The sequence below is a fragment of the Paracoccus sediminicola genome, from assembly GCF_027912835.1.
Taxonomy (GTDB): Bacteria; Pseudomonadota; Alphaproteobacteria; order Rhodobacterales; family Rhodobacteraceae; genus Paracoccus; species Paracoccus sediminicola.
The window spans coordinates 874,671-891,818 of the sequence record NZ_CP115768.1 but is presented as its reverse complement, the minus strand read 5'-3'; the positions used below and the strand labels follow the sequence as shown (position 1 = coordinate 891,818).

Genomic DNA, 17,148 nt, shown 5'->3' with positions numbered 1-17,148 from the left:
GCGACATGGCGGCGGCGCGCCGCGGCGCGCGACGTGCAGCCGCTTGCGCTCAGGATGCGATCAGCAACACATGCACAAAGCCCGGCCCATGCGCGCCGCGCACGAAAAACCCTTCGATATCGGTGGTGCCGGAGGAGCCGGTGATCATCACCGCGTTACGCGGCCCGAGCGCGGCATAGGTCGCGTAGTCGTCCAGATAGGGCAGCACGAGCCGCTCTTCGACCACGACCAGCCAGTGACGCGGCAGCAGAGCGTGCAGCACCGGCTGCGTTGCCGAGCTGTGCAGGATCACCGAGCCGGTCTCGCCCACAGCCCAATCGGCCACCGACATGGCCGCTGCCTCGTCCGGCGCGCAGTCGGGATGGGTCTCGATCCCTGCCCCGCCAATCGCCGTCAGCCTCTCATCCCCGGTGACGGCCAGACGGCGCGGCAGATCATGCCGGTCCAGATAGGCGGCAACGGCTTCGGGCAAACCCTTCCACCCCGAGACCCGGTCGAGCGTCACGCCAAGCGCAGGCATGGCGCATTTGGCGATAAAGGCGGCCACCGCATCCGCGCCGGTCAGATCGGGACGGATCTCATCGAGATCATGCAGCAGCCCTGCCGCCTCGCCGCGGATCTCATCGCGGCTGCGGCGCGGCAGCGCCCCGTCCTGACCCCGGGTGAGACCGCGCCCGATGGCGGCGAAAATATCGTCGCGCGCGGTCATTCGGGGCCTCCCTTGCCGTGCTTGCGATATTGCGACATGAAGCTGCGCGCCGCCGGGGCAGGCAGATCGCGCGTCTCGGTCCAGCCTCCGGCAAACGGCATGCGCGAAATCCAGCCCTTGCGCCCGAAGCGCCTCATCACCGGCAGCGCCAGCCGCGTGCCGAGATGATAAAGCCACGGCCGCCGCGCCGCGAAACCCCACAGACCGAGCCCGAAACGCATCACCCCGGCCTCCTGCTGGCTGTCCCATGACCGATAGCGCCATGCCTTCAGCATTGTCTTCAGCGGAATCCTGACCGGGCAGACCTCTTCGCAACGCCCGTTCATGGTGCAGGCCTGCGGCAGGTCCCGGCTTGGGGCGAGACCGTCCAGAACCGGGGTCAGCACCGCCCCCATCGGGCCAGGATAGACGCCGCCATAAGCGTGGCCGCCGATCTGGCGATAGACCACGCAATGGTTCATGCAGGCGCCGCAGCGGATGCAGCGCAACATCTCGCGGAACTCGTCCCCCAGCATGCGCGAGCGGCCGTTATCCACCAGCACGATATGCATCTCTGACGGCCCATCGGCATCGCCGGCGCGTTTCGGGCCGCAGTGAAACGTCGTGTACTGCGTGACCTCTCCGCCCGTGGCCGAGCGCACGAGCACGCGCAGCAGCGCCATGGCATGCGCGGTCGAAGGCACCAGCTTTTCGATCCCCGCCGTGACGATATGAACGCGGGGCGGCGTGGTGGTCAGCTCGGCATTGCCCTCATTGGTAACGGTGCAGGTCGCGCCGGTATCCGCCACGAGGAAATTCGCCCCCGAGATCCCGACATCCGCGGCGAGAAATTTCTCGCGCAGCACCCGCCGGGCCGAGGCGACCATCGATTCGGGGTCATCGGCATCGGGCGGCGGCTGATGGTCCTTGCCAAACAGCGCCGCGACATCCTCGCGGGTGCGGTGCATGGCGGGCCAGATGATATGGCTGGGACGTTCTCCGGCAAGCTGAATGATGTGCTCGGCAAGATCCGTCTCCACCCGCTCGACCCCGGCATCTTCGAGAGCGTGGGGCAGACCGATTTCCTCGCCCAGCATGGATTTGGAGCGGGTCACAATCTGGGCCTCTGCCGCGCGGCAGATGCCGGTGACGATCTCGGCCGCTTCTGCGGCGTCGCGCGCCCAATGCAGCTTTGCGCCGGCGGCTGTGGCATTGCGCTCGAACTCGGCCAGATAATGGTCCATATGCGCGATGACGTGATCCTTGATCGCGGCGGCGCGGGCGCGTGCGGCCTGAAATTCGGGAAAGGCCGCAACTGCGGCAGCGCGCTTGGTCTGGGCGGTGTTTGTGGTCCGGTCGATGGCGGTCTTGAGATTACCGTCGCCGATCGCCGCCTTCGCACGGGCCTTGAAGCTGTCCTGCATCTGCGGCGCGCTCATCTTTCGTCCTCCTCGCCGATGGCCGGCCCGTCCGCCATGCCGGCAAGCAGCTCGGCGGTGTGGAAGCAGCGCGTCGCCGCCCCCTCGCGGCGCAGCCGGCCGGCCATGTTCATCAGGCAGCCGAGATCCCCCGCCAACAGCAGATCGGCGCCGGTATCGCGAATGTTCTTCGTCTTCTCGGAAACGATCGCGGTCGAGATTTCGGGATATTTCACGCAGAACGTGCCGCCGAAACCGCAGCAGACATTGGCGCCTTCCAGATCGCGCAGCTCCAGCCCCTCGACCTGTTCCAGCAGGGCGCGGGGCTGGCGCTCGATCCCCAGTTCGCGCAGCCCCGAGCAACTGTCATGATAGGTCGCGCTCGCTTCCAGCCGCAGCATCTCTGGCCGCCAGCCCATCACGTCATGCAGAAAGCCGACGATCTCGAAGGCGCGCGCCGCCAGATCCTCGGCCCGCCGCCGCCATTCCGCGTCCCGCATCAGCGACGGATAGGCCCGGATCTGTCCGACGCAGGAGCCTGATGGACCCACGAGATAGTCATAACCCTCGAAAGTCTCGATCACCTGTTTCGCCAGCGCTTCCGCGCCGCGCTTGTCACCGCTATTGCCGCCGGGCTGACCGCAGCAGGTCTGCGCGCGGGGCACCTCGACCTGACAACCTGCCTGTTCCAGCAACCGGATGGTGGCAAAGCCGATCCGGGGCCGCATCGCATCGACGAGGCAGGTCACGAACAGGCCGACGCGTGGGGAAGTTGTCATCTGGCATCCTCGGCTTGATCCGTCGAGCCTGCCGGAAAACCGCACCACGTTCAACACGCCGCGCGCGGTGAGAGGGCTAGAGAAATACCGGTCTCCGGTCGCCTTGTGCAAATCGGCGGAGCACCGCCGGATACAGCCTGTGTTCCTGCACCAGAACCCGCGCCGCAAGATCATCGGGCGTATCGCCCGGCAGGACCGGCACCCGCGCCTGTCCGAGGATCGGCCCGGCATCGAGATCCGCCGTCACCTCGTGCACGGTCGCCCCCGCTTCGGCGTCTCCGGCGGCGATGGCGCGGGCATGTGTGTGCAGACCGGGATATTTGGGCAACAGCGAGGGATGGATGTTCAGCATCCGCCCGGCATAGTGGCGCAGGAATTCGGGTGTCAGGACGCGCATGAAGCCTGCAAGGGCAATAATATCGGGCTCTGCCGCCTCGAGATGACGGAGAAGTTCGGCCTCGAAAGCGGCACGGTCGCGGCCGAAGGGACGATGATCGACGGCGAAACTTTCGATCCCCATCGCGGCGGCCTTGGCCAGCCCGCCCGCTGACGGGTCATTCGCACCGACGAGAACCGGGCGCGCCGGATAATCGCCGGTCATCGCCTCGGCAAGCCGCACCATGTTCGAGCCGCCGCCAGAAATCAGGATTGCGACGCGTTTCACGAAAGCGCGCCGCGATAGGCCACCCCCTCGCCCGGCGCGACATGGCCGAGCGTGACCACGGTTTCCCCGGCCTCGGCCAACAGCGCGCGCAGCGCATCCGCACGTCCGGCGGCGACGACCAGCACCATGCCGATGCCGCAATTGAAGGTCTTGAGCATCTCGGCCGGTGCGATCCCGCCCGCTTCGGACAGCCAGCGAAATACCGGCGGCAGATCCCAGCCGCCAAGATCGATCTCTGCGCCCATGCCCTCGGGCAGGATGCGCGGCAGGTTCTCGGTCAGCCCGCCGCCGGTGATATGGGCAAGCCCATGCACCCCGCCGGCGCGGATCGCCTGAAGCGACTGGCGCACATAGAGCCGCGTCGGCGTCAGCAGCGCCTGCCCCAGCGTGCCCCCGGAAAACGGCGAGGCATCCATCCATCCAAGCCCGGCCGCCTCGGCCACGCGGCGGACCAGAGAAAATCCGTTGGAATGCACCCCGTCCGAGGCCAGCCCCAACAGCACATCGCCCGCCCCCACATCCCGAGGCAGTTCCGCGCCACGCTCCATCGCGCCGACCGCAAAGCCCGCCAGGTCGAAATCGCCCTCGCGATACATGCCGGGCATTTCCGCTGTCTCACCGCCGATCAGCGCACAGCCCGACCGTTTGCAGCCCTCGGCAATGCCGGTGACGACACGCGCGGCCTCGTCGACGGCGAGCTTTCCGGTGGCGAAGTAATCGAGAAAGAAAAGAGGCTCCGCACCCTGACAGACGAGATCATTGACGCACATCGCCACAAGGTCGATGCCGAGCCCGTCCAGTTCTCCGGTATCGATGCCGATGCGCAGCTTGGTGCCGACCCCGTCGGTCGCCGCGACAAGAACCGGATCTGCATAGCCCGCGGCCTTGAGATCGAACAAGGCGCCAAACCCGCCAAGCCCTGCCATGACGCCCGCACGGCTGGTGGCGGCGGCGGCGGGCTTGATACGATCCACGAGGGCATTGCCCGCATCGATATCCACCCCGGCCTCGGCGTAAGACAGACCTTTGCTGCGCTCGGACATCGGTTCCCCTTTCGTAAAGTCGGGTTTCCGATACAGCACCCTCCGCGCTCAGGCAATGCGCTGATGCAAAGGGCGCTGATGCAATGGGCGCTGATCCAAAGGGCGCTGATGCTTGACCCCCGCGCTCTTGCTGACTAGTCAAGACGGGATCACTGGCTGGGCCTGTAGCTCAATGGTCAGAGCAGGGCGCTCATAACGCCTTGGTTGGGGGTTCAAGTCCCTCCGGGCCTACCAAATCCAACGGCAAATGCGACGAATTGGGCGGCAGACACCCCTGCGGCGATCAGAGATCGTCATCCTCATCGTCATCCATCCCGTCGAACAGACCCAGCCGCGCGGGCTCGGTCAGGTCGCGATAGAGGCGCTGCGCCTCGGCTGCCGGGCCGCGCAGATCCGAGAGGGAAAGCACCTCGACGCGGCGGCGCGTGCTGCCCTGGCGCAGTTCCAGCACCACGCCGGGGCGCAAGGCGCGGGCCGGCTTTACCCGCGCGCCGTCGATTCTGACGCGTCCCTTCTCGATCATCTGCTGAGCGAGCGCGCGGGTCTTGTAGAACCGCGCTGCCCAGAGAAACTTGTCCAGCCTCACCGTCTCCATGCGCCAAGGCTTGACGGATGGGCGATCCCGCCGCAAGCCCTGTCAGGTTCGCAAGAGGGTGAAGATCATGACCGCGATCGGCGTGGCAGAGATGTTTGCGGCAGGATTGCTGTCGGTGCTGACGCCCTGCGTGCTGCCGATGCTGCCCTTCTATCTCTGTCTCGTCACCGGCCGCGCGCTGACGCACGGGCCGGCGCGGCGGCAGATTGATCCGACCGTCCCGCTGGCCTTCGCGGCGGGGCTGATCGCGGTCTTCGTGCTCAGCTGCATGGGCGGGAGCAGCGCCGGGCGGGTCTTCATCGCCTGGCTGCCGGTGCTCAGGTTGATCGCGGCGGGGCTGATCCTGATGGCGGCGATGGGCGTGCTCGGGTCGCGTGACATGTCCGGCCCGGCCTCTCTGCCCTGGGCCGCGGCCCTGGGGGCGAGTTTCGGCTTTGGCTGGATTCCCTGTATCGGGCCGAGCCTCGCCGGATTGATCGGGATTGCCAGCCGGGCGCCCGCTTCGGGGCTGGCGCTGCTGCTCGTCTATGGCGCGGGGATGGCCCTGCCCTTTGTCGTCATCGGCTGGGGCCTACCCGCCGTGATCCCGAAACTGCCCCGCCTGCGCGCGCTGCGGATTGCGGCGGGGTTCGGGCTGCTGATCTTTGCGCTGCTGATCGCCACCGACAATATGAACCGCATCGGCCAGTGGATGCTGGAGCGCGGCGACTGGTCGGCCACGCTGCGCTAGATTATTCCGGGTCGTGCAGCGCCTCGGCAATGCCGCCCAGATCATAACCCGCATCGCGGCCCATGCGCAGGATGTCCTGGCGCGGCTGCTTGCCCGATTGCGACAGCGCCCAGACCGTCGCCGAGCGCGTGCCCGAGCGGCAATAGGCCAGAATCGGCTGCGGCATCTCGTCCAGAGCCTCGCCGAAGCGCGACACAAGCCCGGCATCGAGCTGCCCCGGCACCACCGGAAGCGCGCGGAATTCCAGCCCCGCCGCTTTCGCCGCCTCTGCGATCTGGTCCTGACCGGGCTGCCCGGCTTCTTCGCCATCGGGGCGGTTGCAGATGACGCTGCGATAGCCCGCCTTTGCAAGCTCGGCCAGATCCGCGGGGTCGATCTGCGGCGAGACAGAGATGCGGTCGTTGATCTTGCGAATATCCATTCTTCTACCTGGCCAGTTCTCTATCATATAAGCGCGGTGATGTCTCGCATTTGCCCGTTTCGCCGCGAAGAGGCAACTCGCTTGCGGCGATATTGGCGGCAACGGGCCCAAAAATCGGCATCGGCACTGTCCGAGCCGGCGATCAGCGGACGGCCTTCACCCCTTCGAGGATCAGAGTCGTGGCGATATCGGCGTAATCCTCGCGCGTCACCGGCCCGCCCTCGCGGAACCACATATAGACCCAGTTCATCATCCCGAAAAGCGACATGGTGACGGGCATCAACAGCGGGCGTCCCCCGGAAAGCGCGGGGTTGATGCGGTCGATCACCACCGAGAAACGGCGCACGATCCGGCGCTCGATCTCGGCGAGTGCCTGACGCTGATCCTCGGTGAGCGCGCGCTTGGCGTTAAGCTGGACGACATGCTCGTTATCCGCACCTCGATAGACGTCCAGCACCGCGCCGACCAGCGCGCGCAGCCGGTCACGCTCGGGCAAGGCAGCATTGTCGGCACTGGCCACGGCCTCGTCCACCTCGGTCAGATGGGTTTCGATGATGGCAAAGATCAGCGCGTCCTTGCCGGGGTAATAGTGATACAGCAGCGCTTTCGACACGCCGGCCTTGTCGGCGATCTGCGCCATCGAGGCCTTGTCCATGCCCAATTCCGCGATCACCGCCGCGGCGCTGCGCAGCAGTTCCTGCTGCTTCTCGGCGAAGTCACTGGCGCGGGTGCGGGCCATCCTCTGTCCTGTCTTGCGGCGGCGCCCGATGCGCCGCCGGGTGCTTTAACGCCTTCGCCCGGCAATGTCACGCCGGGCGGGCGCGCTGTCTCAGCGTTCCCTGGGGCGGTTATCCACCACGCGCTTCGCCTTGCCTTCCGAACGTGCCACCCCGTCGGGGTCGTGAATCACGATCGCCGACGACACCCCCACCACCGATTTGATATGATGCGCGAGCTCCTTCGCGGCGGCATCGCGTGAGCTCTGATCGGCATTTTCGGGCAGGCATTCGCAATGCACGGTCATGCTGTCCATGCGGTTCGCGCCGGTGGTCAGCTCGATCTGGAAATGCGGTGCGAGGGCGGCGATCTTGAGGATCTGTTCCTCGATCTGGGTCGGGAAGACATTGACCCCGCGCAGGATGATCATGTCGTCGCTGCGCCCGGTGATCTTTTCCATCCGCCGGACCGAACGCGCCGTGCCCGGCAGAAGCCGCGTCAGATCGCGGGTGCGATAGCGCACCATCGGCAGGCCTTCCTTGGTCAGCGTGGTGAAGACCAGCTCGCCCATCTCGCCATCGGGCAGGACCTCGCCGGTTTCCGGGTCGATGATCTCGGGCAGGAAATGATCCTCCCAGATATGCAGCCCGTCCTTGGTTTCGACGCATTCATTGGCCACGCCCGGCCCCATGATTTCCGACAACCCGTAAATATCGACGGCATGCATGTCGAAGACCTGCTCGATCTCTTCGCGCATCTTGTTGGTCCAGGGCTCGGCCCCGAAGACACCGACCTGGATCGAGCTTTCGCGCGGGTCCATGCCGCGGCGGCGGAACTCGTCGAGGATCGACAGCATGTAGGACGGCGTCACCATGATGATGCGCGGCTTGAAGTCCTCGATCAGCGTCACCTGCCGTTCGGTCATCCCGCCCGAGATCGGGACCACGGTGCAGCCAAGCCGCTCGGCCCCGTAATGCGCGCCAAGCCCGCCGGTGAACAGCCCGTAGCCATAAGCCACGTGGCAAACATCGCCAGGGCGGCCGCCCGAGGCCCGGATCGACCGCGCGATCAGATCGGCCCAGTTGTCGATATCCTTGCGGGTATAGCCCACCACGGTCGGCTTGCCGGTCGTGCCGCTTGAGGCATGGATCCGCACAAGCTGTTCGCGCGGGACGGCGAACATGCCGAACGGGTAATTGTCCCGCAGATCCTGCTTGTAGGTGAAGGGAAATTTCGACAGATCCGAAAGCTGGTGCAGATCGTCCGGATGCACCCCCGCCTCGTCGAAGCGCGTCTTGTAGAAAGGCGAGTTCTCATAGGCGTGGTTCAGCGACCATTTCAGCCGCTCGAGTTGCATGGACTGGATTTCATCGCGCGAGGCGGTCTCAACCGGGTCGAGCGTTTTCGGGTCTGGCGTGAGGTCTTCCATAATTCCCCTCCTCCAAGGATCATTCGGGCAGGTAGCTGCCCTTGATGGACCGGGACAGGCCGCGAAAATGCGCGACATGCTGCCCGTTCTGATTGGTGATCTCGACATCGTAGACGCCGCTGCGCCCGCTGCGCGACGCCTCGCGCGCGGTGGCGGTCAGCACGTCGCCCAGTCTGCCGGGGGCGACATAGTTGATGCTGGCCTGCTGGCCCACGGTTACGGCGTTGTAGGTATTGCAGGCGAAGGCAAAGGCGCTGTCAGCGAGGGTGAAGATATAGCCGCCATGCGCATTGTCATGGCCGTTGGTCATCGCCTCGGTGATCTCCATCGAGAGCGTCGCCTCGCCGGGCGCGATCCGCTCGATCCTCATGCCGAGCCGCTGGCTGGCGCGGTCCTGATCCCACATCGCCTGCGCGGATGCCTCGGCGATCTGCTGCGGGGTCATGTCGGCGGCGCGGCTCATTCGCCCCTGAACTCCGCCTTGCGCTTTTCGAGGAAAGCGGTCACCCCCTCGCGGTAATCCGCCGTGCGCCCCGCCTCGCGCTGCGCGTCACGCTCGGCGTCGAGATGGGTGTCCAGATCCTGCCCTGCCGCGTCCTGGATCAACCTCTTGGTCAGCCCCAGACCGACTGTCGGCCCCGCCGCCAGCTTCGCGGCGATTTCCATCGCCTCATCCATCAGCGCTTCGTCATCGACCGCCTTCCAGATGAGACCCCATTGTTCGGCCTGCGCGGAGCTCAGCGGTTCGGCCAGCAGGGTCAGCGCCTTGGCGCGCGGTTCGCCGATCATCCGGGGCAGCGACCACGACCCGCCCGCATCCGGCACCAGCCCGATCCGGGAAAATGCCTGAATGAATTTCGCCGAACGCGCCGCCAGAACGATGTCGCAGGCCAGCGCGACATTGGCCCCGGCCCCGGCGGCGACCCCGTTCACGGCGCAGATCACCGGCTTGTCGAGCCCACGGATCATGCGCAGCAGCGGGTTGTAATAGGTATCGAGCGTCGTGCCCAGATCCGGCACGGTCCCGCCCTTGCGCGGATCGCGATTGCCGAGATCCTGCCCGGCGCAGAAGCCGCGCCCTGCCCCGGTCAGCAGCACCGCGCGCACCGCGGCGTCCTCGCCCGCCCGCTCGATACCGGCACGCAGCGCGAGGTGCATCTCTTCGGTGAAACTGTTCAGCTTGTCGGGTCGGTTCAACGTCAGGCGCAGCACCCCGCGGTCCAGTTCGCTCAGAACGGTTTCGCCGTCACTCATCTCGATTCCCCCCCAAGGCCCTCCGGCAGTCAAAAAAGATGTTGCATAGACCGACCGGTCAGTCAATTATATTCGGGAGGAAGGGAGGAGGCACGCTTGGCGAATCTTTCGCACCTGCCCGTTCGCGCGGTGTTTTGCTGCGCCGGGGCCGGTTCGGCAGAGTCCAGTCTGACCGTCTTTTCCCGAATCGCAAAGACAAAAATGCCGCGCAAATCGGCATGTTTCAGCCACTGGGAGGACCGCTGAATGACCATCCGCACCCTGATGACCACCGCCGCCGCCTGCGCTGTCGTCGCCGCCCCGGCGCTTGCCGAGATCAATATCGGCGCCTCGATCTCGGAAACCGGTCCCGCCGCCTTTCTCGGCGACCCCGAAGCCAAGACGCTGCGCATGGAGGTCGACAAGATCAACGCCGAGGGCGGGATCAACGGCGAAGAGATCAACCTGATCATGTATGACGATGGCGGCGACGCCAACAAGGCCCGCACCTTCGCCACCCGGCTCGTCGAGGATGACGAGGTGATCGCGGTGATCGGCGGCACCACCACCGGCACCACGATGGCGATGGTCCCGGTCTTCGAGGATGCCGAGATCCCCTTCATCAGCCTCGCCGGCGCGGTCGAGATCATCGAGCCTGTCAAGGAATTCACCTTCAAGACCCCGCATACCGACCGCATGGCCTGCGAGAAGATCTTCGAGGACATGACCGCGCGCGGCTTCACCAAGATCGGGATGATTTCGGGCTCTGACGGGTTCGGGGCCTCGATGCAGGCGCAGTGCAAGGATGTGGCCGAGAGCGCGGGCGTCGAGATCGTCGCCGACGAGGTTTACGGCCCGCAAGACGCGGACATGACGCCGCAGCTGACCAACATCAAGGGCTCGGGCGCCGAGGCGATCCTGAACTCCGGCATGGGTCAGGGCCCGGCCGTGGTGACGCGCAACCACACCCAGCTTGCCATCGACGCACCGCTTTACCAGTCGCATGGCGTCGCCTCGAAACAGTTCATCGAGCTGGCCGGAACCGAGGCCGCCGAGGGCGTCCGCCTGCCCGCCGCCGCGTTGCTGGTGGCCGACCAGCTTGGCGATGACGATCCGCAGAAACCCGTCGTGACCGGCTATCGCGATGGCTATGAGGAAGAAACCGGCGAGGATGTCTCGACCTTCGGCGGCCACGCCTATGACGCGCTGATGATCCTCAAGGCCGCCATCGAACAGGCCGGCGCCGAGGATCCCGTGGCGATCCGCGACGCCATCGAGGCGACCAAGGGCTTCGTCGGCACTGGCGGCGAGGTGAATTACAGCGCCGAGGATCATCTGGGACTGAGCCTCGACGCCTTCACCATGCTGGAGATCCGCGACGGCGAGTGGACCATCGTCGAGTAACCAACTGACGCGGGCGCGGCACGCTGCCGCGCCCCGTTCCCACGCGGAGGCGCCATGTCGGAACTGCTGCAATTCCTGTTCTCGGGGCTGACGGTGGGCGCGGTCTATGCGCTCGTCGCGCTTGGCTTCACCATCATCTACAACGCCTCGGACGTGGTGAATTTCGCGCAGGGCGAATTCGTCATGCTGGGCGGCATGATTACCGTCTTCGCCCATGCGGCGGGGCTGCCTCTGCTGATTGCCGCAATCATCGCCATCGTGGTGACGGCGGCGGTGGGCGTGGCGCTGAACAAGCTCGCCATCGAGCCCGCGCGCGGCGCGCCGGTCGTGTCGCTGATCATCATCACCATCGGCGCCTCGATCTTTCTGCGCGGCGTGGCGTCGCTGGTCTTCGACAAGCAGATCCACCGCTTCCCCTCATTCTCGGGCGACGCGCCGTTCCGCATCGGAGGCGCCACGATCCTGCCGCAATCGCTTTGGATCGTGGCGGGCGGCGTCGCCGTGTTCATCGCGCTGTGGCTGTTCTTCACCCGCACGCTGACCGGCAAGGCGGTGCTTGCGACCTCGAACAACCGCCTGGCGGCGCAGCTTGTGGGGATCAACACGAACTGGGTGATGACGCTCTCCTTCGCGCTGTCCGCCGCGATCGGCGCGCTTGCCGGCGTGCTGGCCACGCCGATCACCAACACCTCCTACGATGTCGGCATCGCGCTTGCGCTGAAAGGCTTCGCCGCCGCCATGCTGGGCGGGATGGGCAACCCCAAGGGCGCGCTCGTGGGCGGCATCCTCCTGGGCATCCTCGAGGCGCTGACGGCGGGCTATCTGTCGTCGCAATACAAGGACGCGGCCGCCTTCATCGTGATCCTGCTGGTGCTGTTCATCATGCCGCAGGGCCTGTTCGGTGCCAAACAGACGGAGCGGGTGTGATGCGCATGACCGCCAAAACCGCCACGCTGCTGATCCTGCTGGCCCTGATCGCGCTGAGCCCGATCTTCTTTCCGTCGAATTTCTATTACCGCGTCGGCGCGCTGATCTTCATCAACGGGCTGGCGGTGACGGGGATGGTGATCCTGATCGGCTATGCCGGGCAGATCAGCCTGGGCCATGCCGGGTTCTTCGGCATCGGCGCCTATAGCTGCGCCCTTATGCCGGAGCTTTGGGGCCTGCATCCGCTGCTGGCCGCCGTGCTGGGGGCCGCGATCTCGGGCGGGCTGGCCTGGCTGGTGGGCCGCCCGATCCTGCGGCTTCAAGGCTATTATCTGGCCGTCGCGACGCTGGGCTTCGGGATACTGGTCTATATGGTGCTGACCAATGAATCGGCGCTGACCGGCGGCCCGGACGGCAGGAGCGTCGCCGATAGCGGCCTGCCGGATCTGGTCGAGGCGATGGGGCTGGACCTGTCCAATTCGCAATTCTGGTACTGGATGTGCGGGCTGGTCCTGCTGATCGGCGCCTGGCTGGCGCTGAATCTGCATGACAGCCCCACCGGCCGCGCCCTGCGCGCGCTGCACGGATCAGAGGTCGCGGCGCGCACCGTCGGCGTCGATGTGGCACGCTACAAGCTGCAGGCCTTCGTGATCTCGGCGGTCTATGCTTCGGTTGCGGGCTCGCTGCTGGCCTTGCAGAACAAGTTCATCACCCCGGATGTGGCGGGCTATATGCACTCGATCGAGTTCGTGACGATGGCGGTTCTGGGCGGGGCGAACTCGGTTCTCGGGGCGATCTTCGGTGCGGGCATCCTGACGCTGCTGCCGCAGGTGCTGACGCTGTTCGCGGAATATGAATATCTGCTGCTCGGTCTCATCATGATGCTGGTCATGATCTTCCTGCCGAACGGGCTGCTGCCGTCGATCCTGAAACTGATCCGGGGGAAGGACGAATGAGCGAGCTGCTGAAAGTCGAGGGGCTCGGCATCTCCTTCGGGGGTCTGCGGGCGGTGAACGAGGTCGGCTTCTCGGTGAAGCCCGGAGAAATCTTGTCGGTGATCGGACCGAACGGCGCGGGCAAGACCACGCTGTTCAACATGATCTCGGGGATCTATCAGCCCGGCGACGGGCGCGTGGTGCTGAACGGAGAGGACGTGACCGGGATGCGCCCCGACCTGCTGGCGCGGCGCGGCATGTCGCGGACGTTCCAGAACCTGCAGATCTTCCAGAACATGAGCGTTCTGGACAATGCGATTGCCGGGTATCACCTGACCGAATCCGGCAGCCTCCTGGCCGATCTGTTCCGGCTTCCCTCGACCCGCGCCCGCGCGCGACAGGCCCGCGACGGGGCGATGGCGCTGCTGGAACGCGTCGGGCTGGACCGCGCCGCTGAAACAGAGGCCGGAAACCTGTCCTACGGCAAGCTCAAGCGGCTGGAGATCGCCCGTGCATTGGCGCTCGATCCCAAGGTGCTGCTGCTCGATGAACCGGCGGCGGGCTGCAACGCGGTCGAGACCGAAGAGATCGATCACATGATCGCCGAGGTCGCCCGCGACGGCGTGGCGATCCTGCTGGTGGAGCATGACATGAAGATGGTGATGCGGATTTCCAACCATATCGTGGTGCTCGATCACGGCGAGAAGATCGCCGAGGGCGACCCGGCCACGGTCAGCCGCAACCCGGATGTGATCGCGGCCTATCTGGGGACCGAAGCGGCGGAGGATGCCCATGCTTGAGGTCAGCAATCTGCGGTCGCGCTATGGCCGGATCGAGGTGCTGCACGGCGTCGATCTGAACGTGCAGCCCGGCGAGATCGTCACCGTGGTCGGCGCGAACGGCGCGGGCAAGACGACGCTGCTGCGCTGCATTTCGGGCACCCAGCCCGTGGCCTCGGGCGAGGTGCTCTTCGGCGGCGAGACGATCACCACCGTCCCCGCCTATCAACGCATCCGGCGCGGGATCGCCCAATCCCCCGAGGGGCGGCAGATCTTCACCAATATCTCGGTCGAGGAGAATTTGCGGCTCGGCGCGTTCCTGTTCACCGATGATCGCGTCGAGAAAGACATGGAAGACGCCTTCCAGATGTTCCCCATCCTGCGCGAGAAGCGGAACCTGAACGCGGGCGGGCTGTCGGGCGGTCAGCAGCAGATGCTGGCGATTGCGCGGGCGCTGATGGGGCGGCCGAAATGCCTTCTGCTGGATGAACCCTCGATGGGCCTCGCCCCGATCCTCGTCCAGCAGATTTTCGACGTGGTGTCGGGGATGAAATCGCTGGATGTCACCGTCTTGCTGGTCGAACAGAACGCCTTCGGCGCGCTCAAGATCGCGGATCGGGGCTATGTGATGGAAACCGGGCGGATCACGATGGAGGGCGCGGCGGATGAGTTGATCGCCGATCCGCGCATCCGCGAGGCCTATCTGGGAATCTGAGCCGCGAGGCTCAGCGCTGCAACGCGGCCAGAAACCCATCCCAGCTTTCGGCGACGGGAAAGATCGACGTCTCGTCAGCCGCGGATTCGAGGTTCAGGAACACCACAGCCGGCGCGTCGCCGCCGCGATAATCGAAGGCGAAAATGCCCTGTGCGGTGTCGGATGCGAAGGGAAGCAGCTTTCCGGCCAGCTCTGCCGGGAAGTTCTGGTCCACGGCCTCGATCCAGTACCAGATATTCTGATCCGCCTCGGCGCCGTCATGATCCGCCTTTGCAAAAAACAGCGGTCCGACCGGCACGATGCCGCGTTCGCCCACGGCCATGTTTTCGGGCAAAGGCGTCTCGCCGACATGCTGCTTGACCGTGGCGCGGTAATCGGCCGGAAGGCTTACGCCGCGCCGGGTTTCGACCGCATCCAGATCCGCATCACCGACTTCGGGCAGGTCGGGCAGATATTCTTCCCATTCGACAGTCATGAACTCTGATACTCCGTATTCCGAGGCTACGGCCCGAGCCGCAGCGCCTTGTCGTTATTGCCAGCTTCGGACGGTCGGACCCGCGATCAGTCGTAACCACCACCCCAGATGGACATGCCACCGGTATGCCCGCCGGGCAAGGCGTTATGCTCGGACCGGTTGACGAGCTGCATCTTGCCGGTGTCCTGATGATGGTGCCAGGTCAGCCCCGGAGGGGATTTTGACGACGGAGGCTCGCGCATGATGAAATTATATTGCGCATCCGTGAGCCCCATCTCGTCTTTCAGGCCGGGATTCTGCTTCAGCTGCTGCTGAACAATTTCATTCGACGAGCGGAAATGATCGGCCTTGTTGGCGCTGTTGATCTTTCCGGCGTCCAGATAGATATCGGCCTTGGACTCGAATTGCGGGAACCCGTCGGCACCATATGTCACGTCCTGGCCATTCCTTGTATACGTCACGGACCCATCCGGATTGTCGACCCTCTGGTCATAGGTTTGCGGTTCGCGCAGCTTGGCGGTGGTGCCATCCGCGCGCGTAACATCCAGATTACCGTCGGCGCGTTGATTGACAAGCGGCGGATCTCCGACCCGCGCGACCCGCCCATCCGGCAATGTCTTGGTCGTGCCGATCGCGTCATCGACGACCAACGGCGCACGGCGCGCCACAGCCTGCGCGACGTCGTCCAGCTTGCGGATGATACCGCGGATCGTGTCCTGCGCCGATTGCGGCAGCTTGCTCATGACGCTTTCGGGGATGGCCTTCAGCCCGCTTTGAAGCGCTTCCAGCATCGGGCGCACACGGGTCATGAATTGCGGGCTGCGCTGAGCCAGGTCGATGGCGTTGTCCACCGTGCGCGCCCATTTGCCCAGTTTTCCGGCCTTGGCCAGATCGCCGATATAGGGCACCATTCCCGCCGCCGACATGAGAGCGCCGCCGACATCACCACGGAACAGCGAAACCAGCGTATTCGCCCCGTCCGATATCGGCGTCGGATCGACAATGCCCGAGACATCCAGCGCCATCTGGCTCAGATCGGCATAGACCTCTGCCTCCGAAGGCTGATCCCCGTTTGCAGCGCCCCCCGGATTGCCCGGAGCATCCGCGAGACCCGGCGCATCCAGACCGGCATACATCTCAGGGTTGATGCAGGCCTGCTGGTTGGCGATCTCGTTCAGCGCCCAGAGACGAGCACCTGCCGTTACGTCCTCACCAAGCAGCATCTCGCGGCCGCCATCGGTTTCCATCACCGCGGCGAGATTCGAGGCGATCGAATCGCGGCCAAGCCGGTCCTGCGGGCTGGTTCCGGGCCGCCGCGCCAGCGCGATCGCTTCGGCCATGCCCTGGCGATACTCGGAGGACGCACCGGCAGCATTCTTGTCGGTAAAGAAAAGCGCGGCGGCCAGAGCCTGCTGCGTTCCCTGCGGCAAGCGCCCCTGATCCGCAAGGATCGACCACGCTTCCTGGCGCGTCTCTTCATCCGCGTTGCCAAGCCGTTGCGCCAGCCCGACCTCGTTCCCCTCATAGCTCTGCATGACGGCGGCGAGATCCAGATCAACCGCGGCATCGAACATTTCGCCATGACGCTCGGTCATGCCGACCGGGCCCATGATCGCGCCAGCCCTCCGGATCCCGTCATCGTCGCTCAGCGCGGGTGCGGAAAGCGCAAGCGCGAGCGCACGGCTTGCCGCCGGATCGTCGCGAACCTCGTCGGCAGCCTGCGAGATATTCTCGCGACGGCTACCGCCATCGTCAGTCTGACCGTTCCAAGCCGCAGCACCTTGCTGCGCGAGATAGGTCCGCTCTGCCGGGGTCAGATCGCCGAGCGAAGAGTCCCCCGTCAGCGCCTTCCCGATCCTCGTCCCGCCGTCGCTGTCCACCCGAATACCGAGAAAGCTTTTCTCATGCGTCGCGTTTTCTTCGACAAAACTGTCAATCTGGGCTTTCCGCTCTGCTGATATATTCGCGGAAGGATTGCTCCCGTTTGCCGGCTCATCGGCAGCGCCGGCCGAATTGGCACCGCCCGTCTGCGCAGGCGTCGCGTCGTTGCGCGGCGGGGCAGGATCCGGCCGGTTGGCCGGTCTTGGCGGCTCCGGCGGGGCGGCGGGACGGATATGCGGCTTGCGTAGGGGTTCGATTGCCATGCGACGCTCCAGAACTCACGACCGTTTGGATCAGGATCAGCTTAATCAATGA

General features: G+C 65.5%; 19 protein-coding genes and 1 tRNA gene. 7 read left to right on the top strand and 13 right to left on the bottom strand.

The genetic code is table 11. The annotated features are described in order from the left end of the window. Nucleotides 1-49: 49 nt before the first annotated feature. The 5 genes from PAF18_RS04460 to purM all read right to left on the bottom strand — a co-directional run bounded on the left by PAF18_RS04460 (nucleotide 50) and on the right by purM (nucleotide 4,592). The gene (locus PAF18_RS04460) at nucleotides 50-709 is read right to left on the bottom strand and encodes a LutC/YkgG family protein (RefSeq protein ID WP_271117417.1); all 660 of its coding nucleotides are present in this window, start codon (nucleotides 707-709) and stop codon (nucleotides 50-52) included. Next, nucleotides 706-2,127, bottom strand: a complete 1,422-nt coding sequence (locus PAF18_RS04455) for a lactate utilization protein B (protein ID WP_271117416.1) — start codon at nucleotides 2,125-2,127, stop codon at nucleotides 706-708. The genes PAF18_RS04460 and PAF18_RS04455 overlap by 4 nt, the downstream gene beginning before the upstream one ends. After that, the gene (locus PAF18_RS04450; RefSeq protein WP_271117415.1) at nucleotides 2,124-2,885 is read right to left on the bottom strand and encodes a (Fe-S)-binding protein; all 762 of its coding nucleotides are present in this window, start codon (nucleotides 2,883-2,885) and stop codon (nucleotides 2,124-2,126) included. Before PAF18_RS04450 ends, PAF18_RS04455 begins: the two co-directional genes overlap by 4 nt. Nucleotides 2,886-2,961: 76 nt before the next feature. Then, complete coding sequence (purN, locus tag PAF18_RS04445) at nucleotides 2,962-3,549, bottom strand: phosphoribosylglycinamide formyltransferase (protein WP_271117414.1); 588 nt, start codon at nucleotides 3,547-3,549, stop codon at nucleotides 2,962-2,964. After that, a complete protein-coding gene (gene purM / locus PAF18_RS04440) occupies nucleotides 3,546-4,592 on the bottom strand; it encodes a phosphoribosylformylglycinamidine cyclo-ligase (protein ID WP_271117413.1) in 1,047 nt (348 codons plus the stop codon). The genes purN and purM overlap by 4 nt, the downstream gene beginning before the upstream one ends. A 158-nt stretch (nucleotides 4,593-4,750) precedes the next feature. Here purM and PAF18_RS04435 point away from each other — a divergent pair. Next, a tRNA-Ile gene (locus tag PAF18_RS04435) sits at nucleotides 4,751-4,826 on the top strand. A 49-nt stretch (nucleotides 4,827-4,875) separates the two neighbouring features. Here the strand turns inward: PAF18_RS04435 and PAF18_RS04430 are convergent. After that, the gene (locus tag PAF18_RS04430) at nucleotides 4,876-5,187 is read right to left on the bottom strand and encodes an RNA-binding S4 domain-containing protein (protein ID WP_271117412.1); all 312 of its coding nucleotides are present in this window, start codon (nucleotides 5,185-5,187) and stop codon (nucleotides 4,876-4,878) included. Nucleotides 5,188-5,254: 67 nt separating this feature from the next. On the opposite strand from PAF18_RS04430, the gene PAF18_RS04425 reads away from it, so the two are divergent. Beyond that, a complete protein-coding gene (locus PAF18_RS04425) occupies nucleotides 5,255-5,917 on the top strand; it encodes a cytochrome c biogenesis CcdA family protein (protein ID WP_271117411.1) in 663 nt (220 codons plus the stop codon). A gap of 1 nt (nucleotide 5,918) precedes the next feature. On the opposite strand, the gene PAF18_RS04420 is transcribed toward PAF18_RS04425, so the two are convergent. The 5 genes from PAF18_RS04420 to paaG all read right to left on the bottom strand — a co-directional run bounded on the left by PAF18_RS04420 (nucleotide 5,919) and on the right by paaG (nucleotide 9,738). Beyond that, the gene (locus PAF18_RS04420) at nucleotides 5,919-6,338 is read right to left on the bottom strand and encodes a protein tyrosine phosphatase family protein (protein WP_271117410.1); all 420 of its coding nucleotides are present in this window, start codon (nucleotides 6,336-6,338) and stop codon (nucleotides 5,919-5,921) included. Between the two features lie 142 nt (nucleotides 6,339-6,480). After that, nucleotides 6,481-7,077, bottom strand: coding sequence for a TetR/AcrR family transcriptional regulator (locus tag PAF18_RS04415; RefSeq protein ID WP_271117409.1), 597 nt, complete (start codon nucleotides 7,075-7,077; stop codon nucleotides 6,481-6,483). Nucleotides 7,078-7,167: 90 nt separating this feature from the next. Beyond that, nucleotides 7,168-8,484 carry a phenylacetate--CoA ligase PaaK gene (gene paaK / locus PAF18_RS04410; protein WP_271117408.1) on the bottom strand — a complete coding sequence of 439 codons (1,317 nt, stop codon included), beginning with the start codon at nucleotides 8,482-8,484 and terminating at the stop codon, nucleotides 7,168-7,170. A gap of 19 nt (nucleotides 8,485-8,503) precedes the next feature. Next, complete coding sequence (paaI, locus tag PAF18_RS04405; protein ID WP_271118053.1) at nucleotides 8,504-8,929, bottom strand: hydroxyphenylacetyl-CoA thioesterase PaaI; 426 nt, start codon at nucleotides 8,927-8,929, stop codon at nucleotides 8,504-8,506. A 14-nt stretch (nucleotides 8,930-8,943) separates the two neighbouring features. Further along, nucleotides 8,944-9,738, bottom strand: a complete 795-nt coding sequence (paaG, locus tag PAF18_RS04400) for a 2-(1,2-epoxy-1,2-dihydrophenyl)acetyl-CoA isomerase PaaG (protein WP_271117407.1) — start codon at nucleotides 9,736-9,738, stop codon at nucleotides 8,944-8,946. 246 nt (nucleotides 9,739-9,984) lie between these two features. Here paaG and PAF18_RS04395 point away from each other — a divergent pair, with 246 nt between their 5' ends. Genes PAF18_RS04395 through PAF18_RS04375 form a run of 5 tightly spaced genes read left to right on the top strand, consistent with a single transcriptional unit; the run spans nucleotide 9,985 to nucleotide 14,477 of the window. Continuing rightward, complete coding sequence (locus PAF18_RS04395) at nucleotides 9,985-11,121, top strand: ABC transporter substrate-binding protein (protein WP_271117406.1); 1,137 nt, start codon at nucleotides 9,985-9,987, stop codon at nucleotides 11,119-11,121. A 54-nt stretch (nucleotides 11,122-11,175) separates the two neighbouring features. Further along, the gene (locus PAF18_RS04390) at nucleotides 11,176-12,048 is read left to right on the top strand and encodes a branched-chain amino acid ABC transporter permease (RefSeq protein WP_271117405.1); all 873 of its coding nucleotides are present in this window, start codon (nucleotides 11,176-11,178) and stop codon (nucleotides 12,046-12,048) included. After that, entirely contained in the window at nucleotides 12,048-13,004 is a 957-nt protein-coding gene (locus tag PAF18_RS04385; RefSeq protein ID WP_353620680.1) for a branched-chain amino acid ABC transporter permease, read from the top strand. The genes PAF18_RS04390 and PAF18_RS04385 overlap by 1 nt, the downstream gene beginning before the upstream one ends. Continuing rightward, on the top strand, nucleotides 13,001-13,783 hold the full coding sequence (locus tag PAF18_RS04380) for an ABC transporter ATP-binding protein (protein WP_271117403.1): 783 nt from the start codon (nucleotides 13,001-13,003) through the stop codon (nucleotides 13,781-13,783). Before PAF18_RS04385 ends, PAF18_RS04380 begins: the two co-directional genes overlap by 4 nt. Further along, nucleotides 13,776-14,477 (top strand): ABC transporter ATP-binding protein, encoded by a 702-nt coding sequence (locus PAF18_RS04375; RefSeq protein WP_271117402.1) that lies wholly within the window; start codon nucleotides 13,776-13,778, stop codon nucleotides 14,475-14,477. Before PAF18_RS04380 ends, PAF18_RS04375 begins: the two co-directional genes overlap by 8 nt. 10 nt (nucleotides 14,478-14,487) lie before the next feature. Here the strand turns inward: PAF18_RS04375 and PAF18_RS04370 are convergent, their stop codons facing one another. Both PAF18_RS04370 and PAF18_RS04365 read right to left on the bottom strand, forming a co-directional pair. Continuing rightward, on the bottom strand, nucleotides 14,488-14,952 hold the full coding sequence (locus PAF18_RS04370) for an SMI1/KNR4 family protein (RefSeq protein ID WP_271117401.1): 465 nt from the start codon (nucleotides 14,950-14,952) through the stop codon (nucleotides 14,488-14,490). 86 nt (nucleotides 14,953-15,038) lie between these two features. Continuing rightward, nucleotides 15,039-17,096 (bottom strand): HNH endonuclease, encoded by a 2,058-nt coding sequence (locus PAF18_RS04365; RefSeq protein ID WP_271117400.1) that lies wholly within the window; start codon nucleotides 17,094-17,096, stop codon nucleotides 15,039-15,041. Nucleotides 17,097-17,148: the final 52 nt, after the last annotated feature.